Source organism: Chitinophaga sp. OAE865, from assembly GCF_040546735.1.
Lineage (GTDB): Bacteria > Bacteroidota > Bacteroidia > Chitinophagales > Chitinophagaceae > Chitinophaga > Chitinophaga polysaccharea_A.
In genome coordinates, this window is record NZ_JBEPOF010000001.1 from 5,629,447 (window position 1) to 5,648,129 (window position 18,683).

Consider the following 18,683-nt stretch of genomic DNA (forward strand, 5'->3'; position numbering starts at 1 on the left):
TATTTAATTGTATGAGTAAAGATAATACCAGCCTGCAAAACCGTACGTTCGACGCCATTGTTATCGGCTCCGGCATCAGCGGCGGATGGGCAGCAAAAGAATTCACTGAAAAAGGATTAAAAACACTGGTGCTGGAAAGAGGCCGTGATGTAAAACACCTGAAAGACTATCCCACCACCAACAGTTTTCCCTGGGAATTCCCGCACCGCGGCCAGGTACCCCAAGTCATTAAGGCTGCCAACCCGGTGGTTAGTCGCTGCTACGCCTATAAGGAAGATACCATGCACTTCTTTGTGAAAGATACCGAGCATCCTTATGGCCAGCCCAAACCATTCGATTGGATCAGGGGATACCAGGTAGGTGGTAAATCACTGATGTGGGCCCGGCAAACACAACGCTGGAGCGACTTCGACTTTGAAGGCCCCGCCCGCGACGGGTTCGCCACCGACTGGCCCATCCGTTATAAAGACATCGCCCCATGGTATAGCTATGTGGAAAAATTTGTAGGCATCTCCGGAAACAAAGACGGTTTACCACACCTTCCTGATGGAGAATTCCTGCCCCCTATGGAGCTTTCCTGCGTAGAAAACTACTTCAAGGATTTTGTAAAAGATAATTATAAAGACCGACAGGTGATCTACGCCCGTTGCGCCCACTTAACGCAACCACAGCAGATCCACCTGGACCAGGGCCGGGGACAATGCCAGAAAAGAGATCTTTGCCAGCGTGGATGCCCGTTTGGCGGCTATTTCAGCAGCAACTCCTCTACCATTCCCTGGGCGGAAAAAACCGGCAACCTTACCCTGCGTCCTTTTTCCGTAGTGCATTCCGTCATTTATGATGAACAAAAAGGAAAAGCTACCGGCGTACGCGTAATAGATACCAATACAAAAGAAATGATGGAGTATTATGCGAAAGTGATTTTTGTAAACGCTGCCGCAGTAAATACGAATGCACTGCTGCTGAACTCTACCTCCCATCGTTTTCCCAACGGCCTGGGCAACGATAGCGGCGTACTGGGTAAATACTTTGCCTTTCATAATTACCGCGGTCATATCGGCGGGCAGTATGAAGGATTCAAAGATTCCACTACAGACGGGCGCCGTCCTACCAGCGCTTATCTTCCACGATTCCGCAACGTACACAAACAGGAAACCGATTTCCTCCGTGGCTACGCAGCAGGATTTTCTTCCGGCAGGGGCTCTCATACCAATACCAACGGGTTTGGCAAAACGCTGAAAGACCAGCTGTTTAACAGCGAAACAGGCCCCTGGTACGTTGGCTCCCATATGATGGGCGAAACAATCCCTAAAGAGATCAGCACCGTTACACTGGATACACAAAAGAAAGATGAATGGGGCATTCCGCAGATCAATATCAATGTAGATTATGATGATAATGATGAAAAGATGCTGAAGGATTTCTTTGAGCAGATGACCGAAATGTATACCAAAGCAGGATTTACCAATATACGGACCAGCGATTCCAAACAGGCGCCCGGACTGGATATCCACGAGATGGGCGGTGTGCGTATGGGCAACGATCCTAAAACATCTATGCTGAATAAATGGAACCAGATGCACGCATGTAACAACGTGTTTGTAACCGATGGCGCATGTATGACGTCTACTTCCACGCAGAACCCGTCGCTTACCTATATGGCGCTCACGGCAAGGGCGGTGGACTATGCGGTACAGCAGTTGAAGAAGGGGGAGATATAAAAAAATCAATAAACTTTTCATGAAGACCTGTTGCAGATCTGCAACAGGTCTTTTTTTATGCCGGATCAAATTAAAATGTTATTTTGATAATCATATAAACCCTGTATTTTTATTTTTCTTTTTAAAACCTATACATATGAAATTCATCCAGTTACCCGGCCTGTTATTGGCCTGTTTATTAACCTTATGCAGCTTTCATTCCCAGGCCCAGGTACGAGGCACCTTTATGGTGAATGGCGATATTGATAAGTATTACCCGGTTGTGTTTACAGATACGGCCTGGAATTATGACGAAGCATCAGAGCTTCAGATAGGCCGTTCCAATATACACCGGGATAGTACAGGAAGCAGCTGGCGGGGAAGTATTATTGCTACATTCAGGTATCATACATGGAATTGGGGAAACGGGTCCAGCTTTATTGACGCGGATATCCGGCAATATATCAGTCCTGTATTACCATTCGATAAATTTGTAGCCGGCTGGAAAGATGCAACTGCGGTAAATAATTCAAAGATCATCATTATCTGGCTGCGGGGAAATACAAGCTATACCTATAGCTCTCGTTATAATGACAAAGTAGCCGTATATGATGGTACGGCCTCCCGTCCGCTCCCATATACAGAGCCCCTCAGCAGCGTAACCCATACCTTCAAAACTGCTATCGACAGCTATGTGAATACCAGTGGAAGTACTTATTCCGGTAGTACCTATTCCACTGGTGGTGTCAATTATTTTTCAGGGAATATAGGTTTGGGCATAACTAATCCTGTTGCAAGGCTCGACATTGTTGGCGCTACACCCTGGACAGCAAATGGTTGGGGAAAGGCAATCAAACTAAGAATGGCTCAATCCATTGAACTGGAAGCTGGCATCCGGAAATTTGGAATTGGCGCTACCAGCGATACAATCCTTTGCTTCTTTTCAACAGATGCAGATACTGTGGCGTTACCTGCCAAATACCACATGGTAATGACCAACAGCGGTAATATAGGCATCGGCACGCTAACACCTAAAAGTTACAAATTAGCAGTGGAAGGCACCATCGGCGCACGCCGCATAAAAGTTACGCAACAGCCTAACTGGGCCGACTTTGTATTCCATCCCGGATACAAACTCCCGCCTTTGCAGGAAGTGGAAAGCTTCATCACAAAAAATGGTCATCTTCCCGAAATCCCCACTGCAGCAGAAGTAAAAGAAAATGGAGTGGATGTTGGAGAAATGAACAAGCTCCTGTTACAAAAAGTAGAAGAGCTTACCCTTTATCTTATCCAACAGCAAAAGGAAATTGAAGAGCTGAAACGTAAGATAAAATAATCATCTACCCTTTAAATAAAAAACGCGGATGAACACACTTACTGTTCACCCGCGTTTTTTATTTAATTTGCAAAGATGAAACCTGTTAATGAACTGATCAACACCAAAGAACCAGGCTGGAACCTGGTAAAGGAATGGATCAAAGATGGTAAGAATCAGATAGAAATCCTTCCGAAAGACAGCGCCCGTGCAGAGCAGGCTTTGTATCAAACCCAGGTAACCACCCGCTCCCCTATGGGCGCCGTTATTTATGAAACCGGTGGACTACTGGTAGATCATGGATGGATCCGGGTACTTGGCTCCGGCCATGAAAAACTGGACCGTACCCTGCCCGGTTGGAATGAGGGAAAATCGTATAGCCAAACAGGTGAGCAGCCCGGCTTCTTATTAATTGCAGATGATGTGACAGGCGGTTTCTTCGCTATCAATGCCGGCGGCATTGCCGCACAGGAAGGCATTGGCAGCGTGTTTTATTTTGCGCCGGATACACTGGAATGGGAAAACATGGAGATCAGCTACAGCGATTTTATTTCCTTCTGCTGCTCCGGTGATATCGAAGGATTTTATAGCGCATTCCGCTGGAAAGGCTGGCGTGAAGATGTAGCCGCAATAAACGGTAACCAGGCATTCAGCTTTGTGCCATTTCTTTTTTCCAGAGAAGGAAAAGACATTAACAACGTAAGCAAAAAAGCTGTGCCGGTGGAAGAAGTATGGTCCCTGCAAATGGACCTGCGGGAGCAATTAGGGCATTAAGCGGTAAAATAAAAAGACAAGGCCATCTCAAAATGAAATGGCCTTGTCTTTTTATTTTATGCCTGTTTCTCGAGCAGGGGCTGCCCTTCAAAACTTATTCCAGGCCAGCCATGGATCATAAACTGCCTGATATTCTGATGATCAGTTCCTCCGGAATTATTTAATACAGATTGATAATGTTCGGCAAATAATTGAAGCGTGTCTTCCTTCTCCAGCTTATTCAGCTGTGCAAAAGCAAAAACCCTGGCGCTTCCCTGGTTTTGAGTAGCCTCATTATACGTTTCCCCATTTTTAAAAGCGGTTGGCTGATGCTGATAGTAAGTATCTATAAACTCCAATACCTCTTTGAACGGGCGTGCGTTGCTTTTTAGTTCGGTAAGCAAAGTAGTCAGTTGTTCTTTCATTCCGCAAAAATAGAAATTTAATGCAGCATTTACCTGAAACACCAATAAAGCACTGCCATCACTAATAGTAAAGCGGCAGACAATACTTTATAATTAGCCAGGCCCGGCCATCCTTTTACCCGCAATGGCGCCAGCGGACTTTCCCAGTAAAGACCTCTGCTTTCAGCCGTATGCCGTACCGGGAATACAAAAGACAATACCACCTGTAATACCACGCAAACCATGAACAGGTAAAATGCCACCATCAGCGGCGGGATATTAACCGGGTAAAGTTTACCGGTAAGATATACAGCGGCCCCCAATGCAGAACCTATCCATAAAGTATACTGTGCCGCAAGGGAAGATGCCTTCTTCCAGAACACGCCTAATAAAAATACGCAGGTGATAGGCGGCGCTATATGCGATATAACATCATTAATGCCGTTAAAAAGGCTTTCATACCTGTTCAGTAAGGGTAAGAGCCCTATCGACAACACCAGCGCCAAACCAGCCGCTATACGGCCCGTTTTCACCAGCTGTTTATCTGTTGCCTCCGGGCGGTTCCGTTTATAGAGGTCGTAGCTTACCAGGGTGGCAATAGAGTTCAGCGCGCCGGAGATCTGGCTCATGAGACCGGACAACAATGCAGCCACCAGCACGCCCACCAGCCCTGTTGGCACCAACCGCGTGATCATCACCGAATAGATCCCTTTTGTATGCAGCTGCCCGTCGGCCTGCCGCAATACTTCCAGGTCCAGGTGGCCCTGTTTGTACAGCACAAACGCCAGCAACCCGGGGAGAATAAAAATAAAAACAGGCAATACTTTTATAAAGCCACAGAACAAAGCGCCGGTACGTGCATGATTTTCATCTTTTGCACCCAACACGCGCTGTACAATGGTCTGATCCGCACACCAGTACCAGATACCAATCACAGGATAACCCAGGAACACCGCGTACCAGGGCAGACCATTGGGATCCCCGGCCGGATGCAGCATGGAAAGCTTATCCAGCTGCTGTCCTTCCTGTAATACCTGCATCACCGGTTGCCAGCCTCCCACTTTCCACCACGACAATACCGTGATGATCACCGCACCCGTAAGCAGTACCACTGTTTGCACGGCTTCCGTTACCACTACTGCCCTGAGCCCGCCTACTATGGTATACGCCCCTGTTACCACTGCAATAAGAATAATGCTGGTAAACATATTGATACCAAACAAGGTTTCCAGTACTATGCCACCGGCCAGGAAAGAAAACGCAATATGGATCACCACCGCCGATACCACAGACACCACCGCGAGCCAGTCGCGGCAGGCCCGGTTGTAACGCCGCTCCAGGAAATCAGGCAGCGTAGCCACGCCGGAACGGATATAAAACGGCACAAAGAAAAGCGCCAGCAATATGAGTGTGAAGGCGGCCATCCATTCAAAGTTGCCTGCCAGCAGCCCCGTATCAAAACCGCTCTGGGCAAGGCTCACCAGGTGCAAACAGGAAATATTGGTAGCAAACAATGCCATGCCTATCATGGGCCAGCGTAGCGATTTACCGGCCAGGAAATACTCTCCCGCCGCCGAATCATTCTTCCTGCCTGATAGTCCTGCCCAGAAGCCCAATCCTACTATCAGGGCCACGTAGCCAATGCTGATGATAATATCTGTAGTAGCTATCATCCCGGGAAAGTATTAAGGGCAAGCAGATCACAGCTGCTGCCCGGTGTTTGAGGTGTTTGATAAAAACCGCCGGTGATCGATGCCGGGTGAACAAAGTGTTTACGCAGGTGCGGAATATGCTCCAGGAACAATGCTTCATGCCCCATTCCAATATGATTGAACAACACCAGGTGCTGATGCAGCTGCCCCATATCGCCCACATGCGGCACCACCGGCACGCCAAACTTTTTACACAACAGGCTTACAGTAATAAATTCACTTACGCCTCCCACCCTAACGGCATCTACCTGTATAAAGCCCGCGCAGGCGGTTTGCAGGTAATTCTTAAAGATCACTTTGTTGGGTACATGTTCGCCCAGCGCCAGTTTCACCGGGTTCAGCGCATCGGCCAGTGTTTTATGTGCCAGCACATCGTCGGGGTGCGTGGGCTCTTCTATCCAGTAAGGATTGATAGCTGCAAGTCTTTTACCGATAGCAATTGCCTGCGGCAGATTCCATTGCTGGTTGGCATCTACCATTACTTTGATCTCATCGCCAACTGCATTTCTTACAATGTGCGCTCTTCGTATATCCGTTTCCGGGTCTTTTGCGCCCACTTTTAACTTCAGTGCCCGGAAGCCATTATCCAATGCTCGTTTACAATTGGCTTCCAGTTGCTCATCGGGGTAATTGAACCAGCCGGCCGAGGTATCATATGCCGGGTAACCGGTGCGCAGCACGCCTTCCCGCACTGCCCTTGAATCCTGCATCTCCGCTAACATACGGATGGCTTCTTCCCGCGGCAGCACCTCTTCCAGGTACGACAGGTCCAGTGTGCTCACTACCTGTTCCGGTGTAAGATCAAGCAACAGTTTCCATAAAGGCACCTGTTGCTGTTTGGCCCACAGATCGTAGCAGGCGTTGGTAACTGCTGCCAGCGCCAGGTGCACCACTCCCTTGTGAGGTCCCAGCCAGCGGAACTGCTGCTCGTCCGAGCGTTGTTTAAACCAGTCGCCGAAAGAAGCCATTACTTCCGTCAGCTCCCTGCCTATAAGCTGTTCGCCATAAAACCTGGCGGCAGCACATACCAGTTCATTACCTGCCCCTAAAGTGAAGGCCAGGCCAGTGCCGCAGTTGCCTTTATCATCATAGAGGCAGGCTACCGTGTACGAATATACGGGGTTCTGATGCACGGCATCACTACCGGCGCCTCCTGTTAAAGGGAACCGGGCATCTTTTACAACTATCTTACTGATCATCTTATTTTAACTTGTCATTTTTTATGGGAGTCACACTCATGGCCGGTTTATCCGTTTCCAATACTATTACGGTATCGTTGGCATCGGGTAATGCTGCCGGCAATGTTACAGTCAGCTGATCAGCTGTTGCAGTCAGTTTCACTGCAGCGCCTTTCAGCAGGTACGCCCTGGTTACTTTTACGCCCGGCATAACAGGAAGCTCAATGCTTTGCTGTGCAGGATCAAAAACATGCAGGTATATTTTGTTGCCATTGCGCGTAGCTGCATATTGGCTGTTGGGATAATAAGGACCGCCATGCGTATTGTAAATGGCAGCGCCGTATTTACGGAGCCAGTCGCCCATTTCCCTTAAGCGCGCTGCCTGTTCAGGTGCTATCATACCATCCGGGCGGGGGCCTACATTGAACAACAGGTTGCCGTTACCCCCGGCGGCCTTTGCCAGCGTTTGAATACATGTTTGCAACGATTTCATTTTATCGTTGGGTTTCCACGCCCATTGTTCGCAGATGGTCATACAGGTTTCCCAGGGTGTGTTCATATCCAGGTCGCCTATACGCTGTTCCGGCGTATCGTAATCACCCAGGAAGGAGGCAGTACCGGAAGCCCCGGTGCCGGAAAATGCTTTGCCCAGGCGATTGTTGATGATCAGGTCTTTCTTCAGCGTTTTGAGATACGCATACATATCCAGCGCCATTTCCGGTGTCCAGGGCTTTTCCCAGGGGCCATCAAACCACAGCATATAAGGATCGTAATTTTTCACCAGTTCTTTCAGCTGGTTTTTCATGTATGTCACATACTTTTCCATGTGCGCATTTTTTCGTATACCCCTTTCCGTTGTATCATTCGGATTATCTACCGGGTATTCAGGGTAATGCCAGTCGAGCACCGAGTAATAGATACAGAACTTTATATGATACTTTTTGCAGGCCTTTGCCAGCAGTCCCACTACATCTTTCTTAAAGGGAGTAGCCATAATATTATAATCTGTATAGGCAGATGGCCATAAGCAGAATCCATCATGATGCTTCGCCGTGATGGTCAGGTATTTCATACCGGCATCGCTGGCTGTTTTCACCCATTCATCTGCATTGAATTTTACGGGATTAAACTGGCGGTACAGCGTATCGTAATCGGCAGCCGGCACCTGTACGTGGCGCGACCAGCCTATTTCCGTGCCTCTCAGCGTAACAGGCCCCCAGTGGATGAACATGCCAAACCGCAGATCCATAAACCGGTCCATTACATTTTTACTGGTAAGGATCCCGGGATCCAGCTGTGTATTGGTTTGCGCCCCGCTTCGGAGCGCCAGTAACAACAAACAGAAAGTAGCTAATTTCTTCATCGTTCACTTTTATTTTACAGGGTGTGTTTATATCCAAGTTCTGCTCCCCCGCTTACCGGCATGATACAGCCGGTAACAAAACGGGCCTGTTCTGATAACAGGAACGCACATACGTCGGCAATTTCATCTGCTTCAGGGCAATATCCCAAAGCATGAATATTATCCAGGTATTGGGTGATGCGTGCAGGTTCCGGTTGTTCCTTGCTCCACTGCCGCAGCATGGGCGTCCATACGCCGGCGGGAGCTACTGCATTTACCCGGATACCATCTGCCGCATAATCCAGCGCCATGGCTTTGGTGAGTGCGTTTACGGCTCCTTTGCTGCCTGCATAGGCGGCATGGTTATCCTGCCCTATTTCCCCCACCATACTGCTGGTGTTGAGGATACAGCCGCGGGAAGCCTTCAGCGCTGCAATACCATAACGGGTGGTGTAATAGATGCCACGTACATTTACATTCATTACCAGCTCCCATTCTTCTTCGGTGGTATCGTGTAAAGGTTTCGAAGGACTTGCAACGCCTGCATTGTTATGGATAGCATTCAGCCGGCCGTACTTTTGCAATATGGTGTCAATGGCCTGTTCTATGGCGGGGCCGCTGTTAAGATCCGCTTCCAGGAATATATGTGGGGTGCCCATCTGCTGTTCCAAACGTTGCAATGCAGGCTTGTCTTTATCTATTACTGCCACAGTAGCGCCCTGCCTTGCGTAGGTTTGTGCGCAGGCCTGGCCAATGCCGGATGCGCCGCCGGTGATCAGCACTATTTTATTTTGCAGTATCATCATTTTTCATTTTCCGTGGATAATCAAAAGTAAGTAGGGATAAGGTAGGTCATCCCGGTGAAATTGACTTAAATCAACACTATTTTGACTTATTTACCTAATTTACCTATTTTAGGCAGACAATATGAAGCCTCTTTTTGCTATACCGGGCGATAAAGCCCTTGAACAAAGTGTATACCTGGTAAAGGAAATTACACAACCGTATTTTTCCACGGAGTTTCATTTTCACCATGAATGCCAGCTGGTATATGTGGTGGAAAGCGCCGGGCGCCGCATCATTGGCGATAATATCAGCTATTTTGAAAGCGGGGAATTGATATTTGTAGGATCGGGTACGCCGCATGTATGGCATAACGAACAAAAATATTTTGAAGGGAAGAACAAGCTGCAGGCAAGATCACTGGCGTTATATATTTCGCCGGATCTGCTGGTAGAGCACCTCAGCTCCTTCACCAATACCAGCGCACTGAAAACATGGTTAAAAAAGGCGCAGCGGGGCATCCAGTTCCATGGAAAGGCCAAAGCGGAAATACTGGCGCTGATACAGCAGATGCTGCAACAGCAGGATCTTCCACAAACCATTTCCTTTCTTACACTGCTGCAAACAATGATGGCCACTAAAGAATATAAGCTCCTGGCCGGCACCAACTATGTAAACCTGTATAATGATAAAGATCAGTCGAGGATGGATGATATCTTCAAATATATTTTCCGGCATTTCAGAAGAGACATACCCCTGGCGGAAATAGCGGCTGTGGCGGGTATCAATGTGCATTCCTTTTGCAGGTTCTTTAAAAGCCGGACACAAAAATCATTCACCCATTTTGTCAATGAATTAAGGATAGGGTACGCCTGCAGATTATTGCAGGAAAAGGAAATGCCGATAACAGAGTTGTCCAATAAGTGCGGGTACAGGAATACCACGCACTTTAACCGTTTCTTCAAAAAAATAAAAGGGAAAACCCCGAGAGAATATAAAAAGGAAGTTGCCTCCCTTGATTAAGCTCAGGGATTCACCAGGAAATACACTACGCGGCAAACAGAGCCATCCCCCTTCTTTTGCAGGCGCAGCGTATGTTTGCCGGGCGCCAGGTCATCTCCCAGGATAAGATACCAGGGCAGGTACAGGCTTTTACTCCACTGCGTGCGCAGGTCTTTCTGCTGCACAGCGCCATCATCAATGCGATAACTGATCACACCGGCATCGGGGCCGGAAACTATACCAATACCGATGGTGCGCCGCGGTAAAAGGATATTCCACGCTGGCTTCCGCGGTATCCGACACCAGCATAGGCACTTTTACAAAACCCTCGCGGGTACCAACCTTATCGGATGGTTCCCATGATGCAATTATATCAAAACCATTCCTGTTAAGCGCATCATGAATATCGTCATAAGCGCCGTTCTCATAATTAAGCGGGTCTGCCGCAAGTGGCAGTTTCACCGATGCTAAATGCTTTGGCAACGAGGCGCTGAAATCCTCATTCAGCAACCGTTTGATAGCATTAAAATACAACTGCTGCCCGAACGGCGACGGATGCAGGTCTTTGAAATCATCTTTCCAGGTAAATTCACCGGCATCAATGCGGGCTGTAATTTCTTTGGCGAGATTGATGAAAGGCAGGTGGTATTTTTGGGCAAGATCTTCATGTACCTGTACTTCTACCGGCACTTCGCCGGCATGGTAATCGGCCATTTTATCTTCATCTGCAAAAGCCATCAGCACAATATTCACCTGGGGATTGGCTTTCAGCGCATGACGGATAATCCCTTCCATGGCACGGCGCTGCGTTACTTCATTGGTGCCGTTCACACGGTCGTTCACCGCTGCTTCCAGGAATAACAGATCGGTTTTCCCTTTGCTTAATACATCATGCGCAAAGCGGAATGCATGCGGCAAACTGCCCAGAGAAGGTATGCCTGCATTGATAAAACGGAAAGCGGTGCCGGGGTAAGTTGTCGTGAGATAATCGCACACCTTGCCACGCCAGCCCTCCATATTGGTAATGGAGCCGCCCATAAATGTAATGGTGGCCTTTTTACCTGTTTTAATATGATACCTTATATTGTCCAGCCGCCCGTACCGCGTCACAAATTTTCCCTGCGCCATGGTACTAACGGCAATGACTATACTGAATATCAGTATTGCAAATTTCCTGCTCATATCTTTGTTGCTTGGATCTCTTTCATCTGGCCGTTAACCCTTACTTTTACTTTACCGGCGCCACGTATCTTATAGTTGGTAACAATACCGTTCTTCCAGGTCATATCTACCGTATAATTACCTCTTGCTTTCATTCCTTTCACGCTGCCAGAAGCTTTCCATGCATCCGGCAATGCGGGGAGCAGGTCAATGAAGCCTGCATGGCTCTGGATCAGCATCTCCGCCAGTCCGGCTGCACCGCCGTAGTTGCCATCGATCTGGAACGGGGGGCCTGCTGAAAACAGGTTGGCATAAACGCCGCCACCTGCGCCGTAATTGATATCCGTATTATAGGTGGGCCTGATGAGCTGGGAAAACAATTTAAACGCGCGGTTGCCATCGTGCAGTCGCGCCCAGAATAATTGCTTATAGGCAATAGACCAGCTGGGGCCATCATCTCCTCTTACATCCAGTGTTTTCTTACAGGCTTCGGCCAGTTCCGGCGTAGCTTCCGGCGTGATCAGCGAAGCAGGGTACAAACCGTATAAGTGTGAAATGTGCCGGTGTGTAGGCTCTGTCTCCTTATATTCTTCCAGCCATTCCATCAGGCGCCCGTCTTTAGCTACCCTGCCTGCAGGCGGCAGCTGTTTTAATTTAGCCGCCAGTGAGGCGCTGAACGCAGCATCTTTACCAAGTGTTTTAGCAGCAGTGATCACGTTCATAAAAAGCTCCCGGATGATCTGGTTATCAATAGTAGGCCCATTGCAGATGCTGGCGGTTTTACCATTGGGCAGGTAAAAAGAATTCTCAGGGGAAGAAGATGGTGATGTTACCAACCATCCTGTTTTATCATCTTTTATGAGCATGCTGCTGTAAAATTCTGCAGAGCCTTTTAACACAGGGTATATATCTGCCAGGTATTTTTTATCATTGGTAAATGCATAATGCTCCCACAGGTTATTGCACAGCCACCCGGAGCCTGATTTGGTCACTCCCCAGGATGCGCTTTCACCGGGCTCTGTAAAGCCCCATATATTGGTGATCACATGCGCTACCCAGCCTTCTGCATTGTAATAGGCTTTGGCGGTTCTTTCACCGGGCTTTACCAGTCCGTGCACCAGCTCAGCCAGCGGCAGGTTAAGCTCCGGCAGGTTGCTCACTTCCACCGGCCAGTGGTTCATCTGCACATTTACATCGAGGTGGTAATCCCCGTTCCAGGGCGTCTGGATCTGGTTGGCCCACAGGCCCTGTAAATTGGGCGGCAGCAGGCCCACGCGGGTACTACTGATGGTTAAATAGCGGCCATACTGGTAGAATAATACCGGCATGCCGTTATCTGCTGCGGGAGTTTTGTGAAAATCACTGATCCGCTGATCAGTAGGCGTCTGGTCTGCACTGTTGTTGCCGCCCAGTTCCATACTAACGCGGTTGAACAAACGCTGAAAGGCGGCAATATGCTGTTGCTTCTGCTGCGCGTAATTTTTACGTAAGGCGGCATCCAGCAGCTGTTTTGTTTGTTCACGGTAACGCGGATTCCTGAAGTCGGTGGCGGCAGATACATACAGGATCGCCTCCGTGGCATCTTTAATAACCAGGGTATCCTTATCCGTTAGTAACTGTCCTCCCTTCAGTTTTGCCTGTACCCTTGTCAGGTATTTCATACCGGGATTGGCGGTGCCGCTTTTCAGTTCTCCAAACATTTGCAGCTCCTGCCCTTCCATGCGGGTGCTGGCCCTTTCCGGGCGACCAACAGCCACTCTCATATTCAACTGCCCCGGTTTAGCGGCAGTTAAGCGGATCACGCATACATCCCCGTTGAAATCCGTAAAGTATTCCCTCGTATAGGCTACGCCGTTAGCTTCATAAGCAGTGGTGGCTACTGCCTCGTTTAAAGACAAGGTCCTGATATAACGGGAAGGGCTATCCGTTGTAGGATAGCTGAACTGCAAATACAATTCACCCAGCATCTGGAAGCAGCCAAAGGGCACGTCGGCAGAGCCTTTCCCGGTGCATACAAACGATTTGTCCATGAGCTCCTGGGCCTCGTTATTCTTTCCTTCTGCCAGCAGCTGCCTGATGGCAGGCAATTGTTTATATGCTTCGTAGTTATTGGCGTCCTGCGGTGCGCCGGACCAGAGGGTGATATCATTTAATACAATCTTCTCCTGGTTTACGCCGCCATCCGGCGTCATACCCAGGCGGCCATTGCCCAGCGGCACGGTTTCCTCCCACACCCTGGCGGGCCTGTTATACCAGAGGCGCAAAGGCTGTTGCTGCTGCGCGGTAACTATCAACGGCCAGATGCCTGTTATCACCAGGATACCAAGCCTGATGTACCGGGAAGAAAAGAATTGCTGATTCATGTGTTTTCCGTGGAATTTGTATGCAGCCAAAATTAAAGGCAGCAGGGTAACCCGGCTCCCTGAAAATTGACTATTACCTACACTATCTTGACTTTGTTTGGTAAAAAACGATAAAAGAAATAAAACCTTAAAGCAGTATCGTCCGGTTAAGGCATGAATGGGAGTACAGATACGTCCCGGATACTTCTCAGATACTCAGGAGTCGTCTGTGTGGTACTCACAACACAGCCCTAATACAGTCTTCATACGGTCAACACGAACTAACAATGCGCTTCTAATGCTTAGTGCATGCACTTACCCCGATCTCCTGGTACGTAATCCGGCAATAAGCGGCAAAGCCGGCGGATTGATTTTACCGCTTACTGCCAGGATGGTAATTTAGCGGTAGGTCATGAACATCCGCGTTACTTATTCCTTACCAATGCGCGGATCTTGAGGCAGGTGGGCACAGTGGCCAGGTAGCCATTGTCTGCAATAAAGGTGAAGATAAAGCCGGTGCGCTTTTTCCCTCTGTTGATCCAGGGATGGCTGCCAAAGGCGCCGGGGCTGCTGTTTTCAATCAGCACGCCGCCGGGAGCGGTTACATCCCTCCAGTTACCGATACCATAAAAGTCTTTTGTATTGAGCAGGGCGGCAGGATAAGGCGTATAGGCGATGGCGGCGTGCGCGGTCTGGCTTTCTTCCATGGCTGCCACGGCGGCTTCGCTGAGCACGCGGGTACCATTGGGGGCCACGCCTTTGTTCATGAGCATATCCAGGAAACGTATATAATCGTCCGGTGTGCTCCGGGCCCCGCCTGCGATCTGGGGGTTGGCAGTGAGGCCATAGTCGGTGCCGGTCATGCCACAGGGTGTAAATATTTTATCCGCTGCCAGTTCCTTCCAGCTTTTACCGGATGCTACCTCACAGATACGGCCTGCCACCTGCATACTTACGCCGCCATAATAAAAGGTGGTGCCCGGCGGGTTCAGCAGCGCCACATTCCTGGCGATGCCCTCAGCCGCCTGTGAAAGCGTGATCAGCACATTGGATTCATATCCCTGGGTAGAATTTCCCGGGAAACCGGATGTATGGGAGAAGAGTTGTGCAATGGTAATATCTCCCTTATGATAAGTAGTAAAAACAGGCAGGTATTTTCCAACTGTATCGCTGAGCTTTATTTTCCCTTCATCTACCAGGCTCATGACTACCGCGGCTGATAACCATTTGGAACAGGAAGCTATCAACTGGCGGGTACTGCCGGTATATCCGCCAAATCCCCTGGCATATACCGGTTTACCGTCTTCATGAATAACTGCATAACATTTTCCATTAAAAGCAGTGGGCACAGAATCGCTCAATACCTGGTCCACATCGCTGTAGCCGGTGGCAACAACAGTAGTGGATTCGCTTTTTGTGCAACCTGCAAGCTGGGAAATAAAGATAACAGCGGACAAGGCGTTCCGGAGGAAATCGTTCATGTGACAGTTGTATTCAGTTGTAAGCTAAGAAATAAGGTAAACTTATTCAACGTCCTCTTTTTAAATTATATTGCGGCCCTTATGAAATACAGCAATATTTTATTTGACCTGGATGGTACCTTAACCGATCCTAAAACCGGTATTACAAAATCTGTTCAGTATGCGCTGGCAAAGACGGGCATTTCCGAGCCCGACCTTCAGAAACTGGTACCGTTTATTGGCCCTCCCCTGCTCCAGTCGTTCATGGATTTCTACGGCTTCACCGAGTCCCGGGCATGGGAGGCAGTAAATGCTTACCGGGAATATTTCAGGGTAACGGGGATCTATGAAAATGAGCGGTATGCGGGTATCCCGGAACTGCTTACTGCGTTGCTTTCACAGGGCCGCCGACTGTTTGTGGCCACCTCCAAGCCAAAAGTATTTGCGGATATCGTGATCCGGCATTTTGAGCTGGACCCATATTTTACTGCCGTATATGGCAGTGAACTGGATGGTACAAGAACCGACAAGGCAGAACTGATCCGTTACCTGGTAGAGGAACAGCAATTGAGCACAACTGATACTATTATGGTGGGCGACCGTAAACACGATATTATCGGCGCGCAGAAAAACGGCCTGCCGGCTATTGCTGTAGGCTACGGTTACGGCAGTACGCAGGAACTGGAACAGGCATTGCCCGATTATATTTTTAACACTGTTAGCGAATTACACGCGGGATTTCCCTGATCCTTTTCAGGCGCCTGTGGCTCCGGGTGAAAAAAAAGTGAGCCTTAATTTGTTTATTAGCCCTTTATTAATGCCCTGATTAGTGCCTCTCTCCTTACTTGCACTTGAAAACTTCCACGTTTTATTATCTATAGCCCGGCATTGTTCTAAGAAAACCAAAATAGCAAACCCGATAGTAATTCCTAATCATTATCAATTATTCCACACATGAAAATCAAGTTGCATCTTCTTGTCGCAACCCTTGTTGCATTGTCTGTTGGCTGCTCAAAAAAAGAGGCCGCCAATTCGCTCCAGTCGCTCGACGGTAAAAAATCAGGGATCAATGCGTTCGGCTCCCCTGTTGGCGATGTGGTCGGCAAAATTACGGTAGGCTACCAGGGCTGGTTTGCCGCCAACGGCGATGGCTCCCCCATCAATGCCTGGTGGCACTGGACACAGAACTGGGGCGCATCGCCATCTTCCACGAATAATGGTATCAAGTCGTGGCCGGATGTAAGGGATTACAGCAGCACCTATCAAACCGCCTGGGCCAACCTGGGAAATGGCCAGCCTGCAAAGCTGTTCTCCTCTTTCAACGACCAGACCGTAAACACCCACTTCCTGTGGATGCAGCAAAACGGTATAGACGCCGCGGCGCTGCAGCGTTTTAACCCTAACGGCATCGAAGGCCCCATACGAGATGCCATCACCGCAAAAGTGAAAACTGCTGCTGAAAACTATGGCCGCAAATTTTACATCATGTACGATGTAAGCGGGTGGACCAACATGCAATCGGAAATTAAAACCGATTGGACCACCAAGATGTCGGCCTACACTTCCTCTTCCGCCTACGCCAAACAGAATGGCAAACCGGTGGTATGTATCTGGGGCTTTGGCTTCAACGATAACAACCACCCCTGGTCTGCCGCCGTATGCCTGGATGTGATCAACTGGTTCAAGAACCAGGGCTGCTATGTAATTGGTGGTGTGCCTACACACTGGCGTACAGAAACCAGCGACTCCAGGCCGGGCTTCCTTGCCACCTACAGCGCGCTGAATATGATTTCCCCATGGATGGTAGGCAGGATCGGTAATGTATCTGACGCAGATAATTTTTTCACTAATGTAAACACACCCGACCAGGCGTATTGCAACAACAACGGGATCGATTACCAGCCCTGCGTGCTTCCCGGCGACCTGCAGGAACACCAGCGCGCACACGGCGATTTCATGTGGCGGCAGTTTTACAACATGGTAAGGGTTGGCGCACAGGGTATTTACATCTCTATGTTCGATGAATACAACGAGGGTAACCAGATCGCGAAAACAGCGGAAAACGCCTCCTTCATTCCTGCAGGTTCCAACTTTGTAACCCTGGATGAAGATGGCGTGGTATGTTCCTCAGATTATTACCTGCGTCTTACCGGCGATGGCGGTAAAATGCTGAAAGGACAGATCGGGTTAACCGCTACCCGCCCAACCCCGCCTGTACTGGGTGGCGGCACAGGCGCGCCCATAGGGCAAACCATTACCCTGAAAAGCTCCAATAACCTGTATGTATGCAGCGAAAACGGTACACAGGCCATGAATGCCAACCGTACTACAGCCCAGGGCTGGGAACAGTTTGCAGTGGTAAGCGCCGGCAGTGGCAAAGTAGCCCTGGTAAACGGCGGCTATTATGTATGTTCTGAGGATGGCACACAGGCCATGAACTGTAACAGAACGGCTATTGGCCCCTGGGAGCAGTTCGACTGGATCAGCAACAGTGATGGCACCATTTCCCTGAGAGGCAGCAATGGTAAGTATGTTTCCAGCGAAGGCGGCACACAGCCTATGACCTGCAACCGTACTACCATCGGGGCTACTGAGAAGTTCAGGGTGAACCAGTAATGATGCTGCTGTTCTAATATTTGGTTATTTGGATATGGCGTTACACCAGCCGGGCTATCAGTACAAAATATCCAAATAACCAAATAAAAAAACAAACAAATAGCGCTAATTTTAGCCCCGGTAATCAACTAGTATAACGAATGAATGAAAGACCCGGTGATGTATTGATCAGTATAATTATTGCAACATATAATGCCGGTCAGCACCTCAGAGAATGCCTGCAATCTGTTAAATCACAGACGGCAAAAGAAATAGAGGTAGTAATTGTGGATGGAGGCAGTACAGATGACACCATGACCATTGTAAAGGAATCCGGCCTGCCTTTAATAAAATGGGTGAGCGAACCGGATAAAGGCATTTACGATGCTTTAAACAAGGGCGTCGCAATGGCAAGCGGCAACTGGGTCTATTTCCTGGGCAGCGACGACCGCTTATTGCCAGGATTCAGTGAACTCGCCGCACATCTCAACGATGATCATACTATTTACTATGGCAACAGCACCGGCTTCAGTACAGATGGGCCTGTTGAATACCCGCTTTTACAGGGCAGCTTCAGTGAATACCGGCTCGCCAAATATTGCATGAATCACCAGTCTATTATTTATCCCAAAAGTGTTTTCCGGAAATATGCGTACGATCTCCGGTACAAAGTACTGGCCGATTATGCCCTCAATCTCCTGGTATGGGGCGACCACAGTTTTAAAAAACAACATTACCCGGTTACCGTAGTGTTGTATAACATGACCGGCTTTTCATCAGGCAACAAAGACAAGCAATTTTTAAAAGATAAACTACAGCTGATCCGCAAAGGAATGGGCTGGTGGATGTACCTGCGTATGCTGCTGAAACGGTACAAAAAGAAACTGCTCCGGCAAAAAGACCTGTGGGCGCCGGAAGATTGAGCTGATTCTTTCG

At 48.9% G+C, this 18,683-nt stretch carries 16 protein-coding genes; 7 read left to right on the top strand and 9 right to left on the bottom strand.

Translation table 11 applies throughout. The features are described 5' to 3' along the window. Positions 1-11 precede the first annotated feature (11 nt). The 3 genes from ABIE50_RS22525 to ABIE50_RS22535 all read left to right on the top strand — a co-directional run bounded on the left by ABIE50_RS22525 (position 12) and on the right by ABIE50_RS22535 (position 3,789). Complete coding sequence (locus ABIE50_RS22525; protein WP_209859430.1) at positions 12-1,721, top strand: GMC oxidoreductase; 1,710 nt, start codon at positions 12-14, stop codon at positions 1,719-1,721. Between the two features lie 136 nt (positions 1,722-1,857). After that, positions 1,858-3,036, top strand: coding sequence for a hypothetical protein (locus ABIE50_RS22530; protein WP_209859428.1), 1,179 nt, complete (start codon positions 1,858-1,860; stop codon positions 3,034-3,036). Between the two features lie 75 nt (positions 3,037-3,111). Continuing rightward, on the top strand, positions 3,112-3,789 hold the full coding sequence (locus tag ABIE50_RS22535) for a DUF2625 domain-containing protein (protein ID WP_209859426.1): 678 nt from the start codon (positions 3,112-3,114) through the stop codon (positions 3,787-3,789). A gap of 56 nt (positions 3,790-3,845) precedes the next feature. Here ABIE50_RS22535 and ABIE50_RS22540 read toward each other — a convergent pair whose 3' ends face one another. The 5 genes from ABIE50_RS22540 to ABIE50_RS22560 are packed head-to-tail and all read right to left on the bottom strand — an operon-like array spanning position 3,846 to position 9,210. Next, positions 3,846-4,193 (bottom strand): HopJ type III effector protein, encoded by a 348-nt coding sequence (locus ABIE50_RS22540; RefSeq protein ID WP_209859425.1) that lies wholly within the window; start codon positions 4,191-4,193, stop codon positions 3,846-3,848. Positions 4,194-4,222: 29 nt separating this feature from the next. After that, positions 4,223-5,845, bottom strand: coding sequence for a sodium:solute symporter (locus ABIE50_RS22545; protein WP_209859423.1), 1,623 nt, complete (start codon positions 5,843-5,845; stop codon positions 4,223-4,225). Continuing rightward, positions 5,842-7,083 (bottom strand): enolase C-terminal domain-like protein, encoded by a 1,242-nt coding sequence (locus ABIE50_RS22550; protein WP_209859420.1) that lies wholly within the window; start codon positions 7,081-7,083, stop codon positions 5,842-5,844. Before ABIE50_RS22550 ends, ABIE50_RS22545 begins: the two co-directional genes overlap by 4 nt. Position 7,084: 1 nt before the next feature. Next, positions 7,085-8,425: an alpha-L-fucosidase gene (locus ABIE50_RS22555; RefSeq protein ID WP_209859418.1), complete on the bottom strand. Its 1,341-nt coding sequence runs from the start codon at positions 8,423-8,425 to the stop codon at positions 7,085-7,087. 14 nt (positions 8,426-8,439) lie between these two features. After that, positions 8,440-9,210, bottom strand: a complete 771-nt coding sequence (locus ABIE50_RS22560; RefSeq protein ID WP_209859416.1) for an SDR family NAD(P)-dependent oxidoreductase — start codon at positions 9,208-9,210, stop codon at positions 8,440-8,442. Positions 9,211-9,331: 121 nt separating this feature from the next. On the opposite strand from ABIE50_RS22560, the gene ABIE50_RS22565 reads away from it, so the two are divergent. Next, positions 9,332-10,210: an AraC family transcriptional regulator gene (locus tag ABIE50_RS22565; RefSeq protein ID WP_209859414.1), complete on the top strand. Its 879-nt coding sequence runs from the start codon at positions 9,332-9,334 to the stop codon at positions 10,208-10,210. 2 nt (positions 10,211-10,212) lie between these two features. Here ABIE50_RS22565 and ABIE50_RS22570 read toward each other — a convergent pair whose 3' ends face one another. The 4 genes from ABIE50_RS22570 to ABIE50_RS22585 all read right to left on the bottom strand — a co-directional run bounded on the left by ABIE50_RS22570 (position 10,213) and on the right by ABIE50_RS22585 (position 15,173). Beyond that, positions 10,213-10,404, bottom strand: a complete 192-nt coding sequence (locus ABIE50_RS22570) for a hypothetical protein (RefSeq protein ID WP_354028130.1) — start codon at positions 10,402-10,404, stop codon at positions 10,213-10,215. Then, a complete protein-coding gene (locus ABIE50_RS22575) occupies positions 10,385-11,371 on the bottom strand; it encodes an SGNH/GDSL hydrolase family protein (protein ID WP_354028131.1) in 987 nt (328 codons plus the stop codon). The genes ABIE50_RS22570 and ABIE50_RS22575 overlap by 20 nt, the downstream gene beginning before the upstream one ends. Continuing rightward, a complete protein-coding gene (locus tag ABIE50_RS22580; protein ID WP_209859410.1) occupies positions 11,368-13,713 on the bottom strand; it encodes a glycoside hydrolase family 95 protein in 2,346 nt (781 codons plus the stop codon). The genes ABIE50_RS22575 and ABIE50_RS22580 overlap by 4 nt, the downstream gene beginning before the upstream one ends. Before the next feature lie 404 nt (positions 13,714-14,117). Beyond that, positions 14,118-15,173, bottom strand: coding sequence for a serine hydrolase domain-containing protein (locus ABIE50_RS22585; protein WP_209859408.1), 1,056 nt, complete (start codon positions 15,171-15,173; stop codon positions 14,118-14,120). 81 nt (positions 15,174-15,254) lie between these two features. On the opposite strand from ABIE50_RS22585, the gene ABIE50_RS22590 reads away from it, so the two are divergent. The 3 genes from ABIE50_RS22590 to ABIE50_RS22600 all read left to right on the top strand — a co-directional run bounded on the left by ABIE50_RS22590 (position 15,255) and on the right by ABIE50_RS22600 (position 18,670). Further along, a complete protein-coding gene (locus ABIE50_RS22590) occupies positions 15,255-15,899 on the top strand; it encodes an HAD family hydrolase (RefSeq protein WP_209859406.1) in 645 nt (214 codons plus the stop codon). Between the two features lie 207 nt (positions 15,900-16,106). Beyond that, complete coding sequence (locus tag ABIE50_RS22595) at positions 16,107-17,768, top strand: lectin (RefSeq protein WP_209859404.1); 1,662 nt, start codon at positions 16,107-16,109, stop codon at positions 17,766-17,768. Positions 17,769-17,908: 140 nt separating this feature from the next. Then, positions 17,909-18,670: a glycosyltransferase family 2 protein gene (locus ABIE50_RS22600; RefSeq protein ID WP_209859402.1), complete on the top strand. Its 762-nt coding sequence runs from the start codon at positions 17,909-17,911 to the stop codon at positions 18,668-18,670. Positions 18,671-18,683: the final 13 nt, after the last annotated feature.

Bases quoted from the DNA above. Each gene is read 5' to 3' on its own strand.
- ABIE50_RS22580 (WP_209859410.1), bottom strand. From the start codon at position 13,713: ATGAATCAGCAATTCTTTTCTTCCCGGTACATCAGGCTTGGTATCCTG.
- ABIE50_RS22545 (WP_209859423.1), bottom strand. From the start codon at position 5,845: ATGATAGCTACTACAGATATTATCATCAGCATTGGCTACGTGGCCCTG.
- ABIE50_RS22585 (WP_209859408.1), bottom strand. From the start codon at position 15,173: ATGAACGATTTCCTCCGGAACGCCTTGTCCGCTGTTATCTTTATTTCC.
- ABIE50_RS22600 (WP_209859402.1), top strand. From the start codon at position 17,909: ATGAATGAAAGACCCGGTGATGTATTGATCAGTATAATTATTGCAACA.
- ABIE50_RS22550 (WP_209859420.1), bottom strand. From the start codon at position 7,083: ATGATCAGTAAGATAGTTGTAAAAGATGCCCGGTTCCCTTTAACAGGA.
- ABIE50_RS22525 (WP_209859430.1), top strand. From the start codon at position 12: ATGAGTAAAGATAATACCAGCCTGCAAAACCGTACGTTCGACGCCATT.
- ABIE50_RS22535 (WP_209859426.1), top strand. From the start codon at position 3,112: ATGAAACCTGTTAATGAACTGATCAACACCAAAGAACCAGGCTGGAAC.
- ABIE50_RS22555 (WP_209859418.1), bottom strand. From the start codon at position 8,425: ATGAAGAAATTAGCTACTTTCTGTTTGTTGTTACTGGCGCTCCGAAGC.
- ABIE50_RS22530 (WP_209859428.1), top strand. From the start codon at position 1,858: ATGAAATTCATCCAGTTACCCGGCCTGTTATTGGCCTGTTTATTAACC.
- ABIE50_RS22540 (WP_209859425.1), bottom strand. From the start codon at position 4,193: ATGAAAGAACAACTGACTACTTTGCTTACCGAACTAAAAAGCAACGCA.
- ABIE50_RS22595 (WP_209859404.1), top strand. From the start codon at position 16,107: ATGAAAATCAAGTTGCATCTTCTTGTCGCAACCCTTGTTGCATTGTCT.
- ABIE50_RS22575 (WP_354028131.1), bottom strand. From the start codon at position 11,371: ATGAGCAGGAAATTTGCAATACTGATATTCAGTATAGTCATTGCCGTT.
- ABIE50_RS22560 (WP_209859416.1), bottom strand. From the start codon at position 9,210: ATGATGATACTGCAAAATAAAATAGTGCTGATCACCGGCGGCGCATCC.
- ABIE50_RS22590 (WP_209859406.1), top strand. From the start codon at position 15,255: ATGAAATACAGCAATATTTTATTTGACCTGGATGGTACCTTAACCGAT.
- ABIE50_RS22565 (WP_209859414.1), top strand. From the start codon at position 9,332: ATGAAGCCTCTTTTTGCTATACCGGGCGATAAAGCCCTTGAACAAAGT.